The sequence below is a fragment of the Collinsella sp. TF05-9AC genome, assembly GCF_003438495.1.
Taxonomy (GTDB): domain Bacteria; phylum Actinomycetota; class Coriobacteriia; order Coriobacteriales; family Coriobacteriaceae; genus Collinsella.
The window spans coordinates 1-4418 of record NZ_QSSH01000012.1; the positions used below are offsets into that span (position 1 = coordinate 1).

2 protein-coding genes are annotated in these 4418 nt (G+C 61.9%); both read right to left on the minus strand.

The genetic code is table 11. The features are described from left to right. Positions 1-160: 160 nt before the first annotated feature. Positions 161-1504: a folylpolyglutamate synthase/dihydrofolate synthase family protein gene (locus DXC52_RS04850; protein ID WP_117746378.1), complete on the minus strand. Its 1344-nt coding sequence runs from the start codon at positions 1502-1504 to the stop codon at positions 161-163. 280 nt (positions 1505-1784) lie between these two features. Continuing rightward, positions 1785-4418: valine--tRNA ligase (locus tag DXC52_RS04855; RefSeq protein WP_233504840.1), on the minus strand; the 2634-nt coding region annotated here is incomplete at its 5' end.

Consider the following 4418-nt stretch of genomic DNA (forward strand, 5'->3'; position numbering starts at 1 on the left):
AGAGCGCTCCCGCAAACTGCCTCTTGACAACTTATAGGAGCGTCGGTTTTGATTTCGCAATTCTCGGTATGGTCGGAGATTACCGGTCAAACGTAGTAAATAGGCCCATTTCGTGGCAAGCGAGTCAACTCGGGGCACAGGGCAGCTAATTTGGGACGGGTCAGCGCAGCAGGCCGGCTACTTCGCCGGCTAGGGTGATGGTGCCGGCGGCAACGAAGGACTCGCCCACGGCGTCAAAAGCCGCGAGAGCCTCGGGCACGCTAGGGTACACACCGGCAAGCTTGTTGGCGTCCACCAGGGCAGCAAGTTCCTCTGCCGGCAGGGCGCGATCGGAATCGGTCTGGGTTACGACCACACGCGGGAAGGCCGGAATCAGAACATCGACAATACCGGCCACATCCTTGTCGGCCAGTGCGGCGCACAGCAGCGTGGGGCGATTCTCGACGCACGGATCTATCTCGTCCAGCGCGCTCACAAAGTTCTCGCAGCTCTGAGGGTTATGGCAGGCGTCGATCAGCTTGAGCGGATCGGTCCCCAGCACATCAAAACGACCCGGCGTGGGGCAGCCCATAAGCGATGCATCCAGCGCATCGTGGTCGAGCTCGCGGCCCAAATACCCCTCGCACAGCATAATCGCGCACGCAGCATTCTGCGGCTGGTAGGCCGGCTTAACCATGCTTGACGTATAGATCGCACGCGGCGTGGTGCAGCTAAACTCAACCGTGTCGCCCACGTGTGCCGGAACCTTGGTTGTGGCATGGTTCACCACGAGCGGCACCACACCGCACTCACGGCAACGGGCATCCATCACGCGCTGAACGCTCGCCTCATGCGTACCCTCGCCCAAAACAACAAAGCGCCCAGGCTTAATAACCGCAGCCTTCTCCCCCGCAATGGCCTCGAGCGTGTTGCCCAAAATACGTGTATGATCGAGCCCAATGCCCGTAATGGCAACGGCGACGGGATCGGTCGCACTCGTGGCGTCCCAACGCCCGCCCATGCCAACCTCAAGCACGGCTACGTCCACGCAAGCCTCGGCAAACACTACAAGTGCAGCAGCCGTCAGCAGGTCAAACGGTGTGATGGTATAGGCGCGCTCCCCTGCCGCCACACGGCGCGCATTCACGCGATGCCCCGCCTCGACAGCTGCCGAAACGCCATGGGCAAAGGCCTCGTCGCTCACGACGCACCCATCAACCTCCATGCGCTCGGGATAGCGCACCAGCTGTGGCGACGTATACAGCGCGGTTTTGAGCCCCTCACCACGAAGAATGGCAGCCGAAAAACGCGTAGTCGAAGTCTTGCCATTGGTACCGGCAACCTGGATGCAATCGAAATACTCGTCCGGACGCCCCAGCTCATCGAGCATATCGACAACCGTCTCAAGCAGAGGACCAGCATCCCCAGAAATCCGCCCCGTATCAGCAGCAAGCCCCACAGCCTCATCAAACGAAAGCAGCTCAAACGAGAAAGGAACGACATACGACCCAGAACGCTTAGCCATAACCCAAAGTCCCCCATAACAGAAAAAGAGGCCCATTAAATAGAATGAGCCCCTCGCGTTCAAAAAATCAGCCAAACACCGCTTTGCAGCAACCTCAAGGCCACAACCCAGTGGCCCTAACATGCCGGGCGCAGACAACCACGTAAACGAACTGGGAGCGGTTTGGGGCTTTGCTCGATACAAGTTCCGCACGAGCCGAAGGCCACTTAATGTGGCCTTCGTGCGAGCAGGACTGTCCGCAGTAGCGAGCAAAGCCCCAAACCGCGTCCCCCAGTACCGCCTACGAGAAGTCAGCAACCTGCGAGTTCAGCGCCGCCAGGATCTCCTTGAGCTCAGCTGCACGGTCCCTCTTCTTCTGGACCACCGCAGGCGCGGCCTTGGCCACAAAGCCCTCGTTGGCGAGCGTCTTCTCGCAGCCGGCGAGCTCCTTCTGCGCCGCGGCGATCTCCTTCTCAAGACGCGCCTTCTCGGCCGAAAGATCGACCTTGCCCTCGAGCACCACAAAGACCTCGACGCCGCTGTCGACCACGGCGATGCTCGCGGCCGGCTTCTCAACGTCGGTACCCATGACCAGCGAAGCGGTGTTGGCCAGCGGCTCAATGGTCGAACGCAGGCTCTCGAGCTTCTCGATGTCCTCGACACCGGCGCGCACGACCACGTCGAGCTCGGCCTTGGGGCTCAAGCGATAACGCGAACGCGTGGCGCGGGCGGCGGAAACGACGGCGCGGCACAGCTCAAACGCGCGCTCGGCGTCCTCGTCGACATACTTGGCGTAATCGGCGGGCTCGGGCCACTTGGCAATCATGAGCGCCTCGGCGCGGTCGACGTTGCCCTCGGCATCCAGGTCGAGCACGCTGGCCGGCATGTTGTCCCAAATCTCCTCGGTGACAAACGGCATGAGCGGGTGCATCAGGCGAATGGAGGTATCCAGCACAAAGATCAGGTTGCGCTGAGCCTGCAGACGGCCCTCGCCCTTCAAGCGGGCCTTGGTGACCTCGACGTACCAGTCGCAGACCTCGTTCCAGAAGAACTGCTGCACGCCGCGGGCCATATCGCCAAAGGTGTAGTTCTCGATGCCTTCGGTGACCATCTTGACGGCCTTGGCCAGGCGGCTGAACATCCAGGCGTCGGCCGGCGTCTCAACGACGGGCTCGCCGGGCGTGTAGCCCTCCATGTTCATGAGCAGGAAGCGGCTTGCGTTCCAGATCTTGGTCACAAACGACTTAGCCTGGTCGGTACGCGGGCTGTCGATAAGCTTCTTAGTCTTCTTGTCGATGTTCGCGTCAAACTTGACGTCCTGGTTGTTGGTGCAGAGCGTCAGCAGGTTGTAGCGCATGGCGTCGGCGCCGTACATGCCAATGAGATCCATGGGGTCAACGCCGTTGCCCTTGGACTTGGACATGCGGCTGCCGTCCTTGGCCAGGATCGTCGGGTAGATGACGACGTCCTTAAACGGCACCTCGTCCAGGAAGTACAGCGAGCTCATGACCATGCGGGCGACCCACAGCGCGATGATATCGCGCGCGGTGACGAGCGCCGTCGTGGGGTGATGTCCCTCGAGCAGCTCCGGCTTTTGCGGCCAGCCCTGCGTAGCGAAAGTCCACAGCTGCGAGCTGAACCAGGTGTCCAACACGTTCTCGTCCTGGTGCACGTGATGACCGCCGCACTTGGGGCACACATCGGTGTCCTCGGTAAGAGCGTCCTCCCAGCCGCAGTCCTCGCAGTAGAACACGGGGATGCGGTGGCCCCACCACAGCTGGCGGCTAATGCACCAGTCCTTAAGGTTCTCCATCCAGGTGGTGTAGGTCTGCGTCCAGCGCGCGGGGTGGAAGGTAACCTTACCGGAGTTAACGGCGTCAAGCGCCGGCCCCTTGAGCTTGTCGACGGCCACAAACCACTGCTCGGACAGCCACGGCTCAAGCGCGGCGTCGCAGCGGTAGCAGTGCATGACGGAGTGATCGAGGTCCTCCACGTGATCGAGCAGGTCGTGCTCCTCGAACCACTTGATGACGGCCTCGCGGCACTCGTCGCGGTTCATGCCGGTGAACTCGCCGTAGCCCTCGACGACCACCGCGTGTTCGTCGAAGATGTTGATCTGCGGCAGGTCGTGGGCCTGACCCATGGCATAGTCGTTGGGGTCGTGGGCCGGGGTGACCTTGACAAAGCCGGAGCCAAAGTTGGCGTCGACATGCCAATCCTCAAAGATGGGGATCTCGCGGTCCACGATGGGGAGCTTGACGGTCTTACCCACAAAAGCGGCCTTCTCGGGGTCCTTCGGGGAGACGGCGACGCCCGTGTCGCCGAGCATGGTCTCGGGGCGCGTAGTGGCGACGACGATGTAGTCCTGGCCGTTGACCGGCTCGGTCAGCGGGTAGCGCAGGTGCCACAGATGGCCCTTCTCGTCCTTGTACTCGGCCTCGTCGTCCGAGATGGCGGTGGTGCAGTTGGGGCACCAGTTGACGATGCGCTTGCCGCGGTAGATCAGGCCGTCGTGGTACCAGTCGCAGAAGACCTTGCGCACGGCCTGCGCGTAGTCCTCGTCCATGGTAAAGCGCTCGTTATCGAAGTCGACGGAGCAGCCCATACGCTTGATCTGCTCGACGATGATGCCGCCGTACTCGTGGGTCCAATCCCAGCAGGCGTCGACAAACTTGTCGCGACCAATCTCCAGGCGACTGATGCCCTCACTCTTGAGCTTCTTGTCGACCTTGGTCTGCGTGGCGATACCGGCGTGGTCGGTGCCCAGCACCCAGCGCGTGGACTTGCCGCGCATGCGGGCCATACGGATGATGGCGTCCTGGATGGAGTCATCGGTGGCGTGGCCCATGTGAAGCTTGCCGGTCACGTTGGGAGGCGGAATGGTGACGGTGCAGTCGCCCACGCCCTCACGGCGCTTGTAGTAGCCGCCGTCGAG

What these genes read in the sequence shown, in the direction of transcription:
- DXC52_RS04850 (WP_117746378.1), bottom strand. Translation starts at nt 1,504, where the DNA reads ATGGCTAAGCGTTCTGGGTCGTATGTCGTTCCTTTCTCGTTTGAGCTG.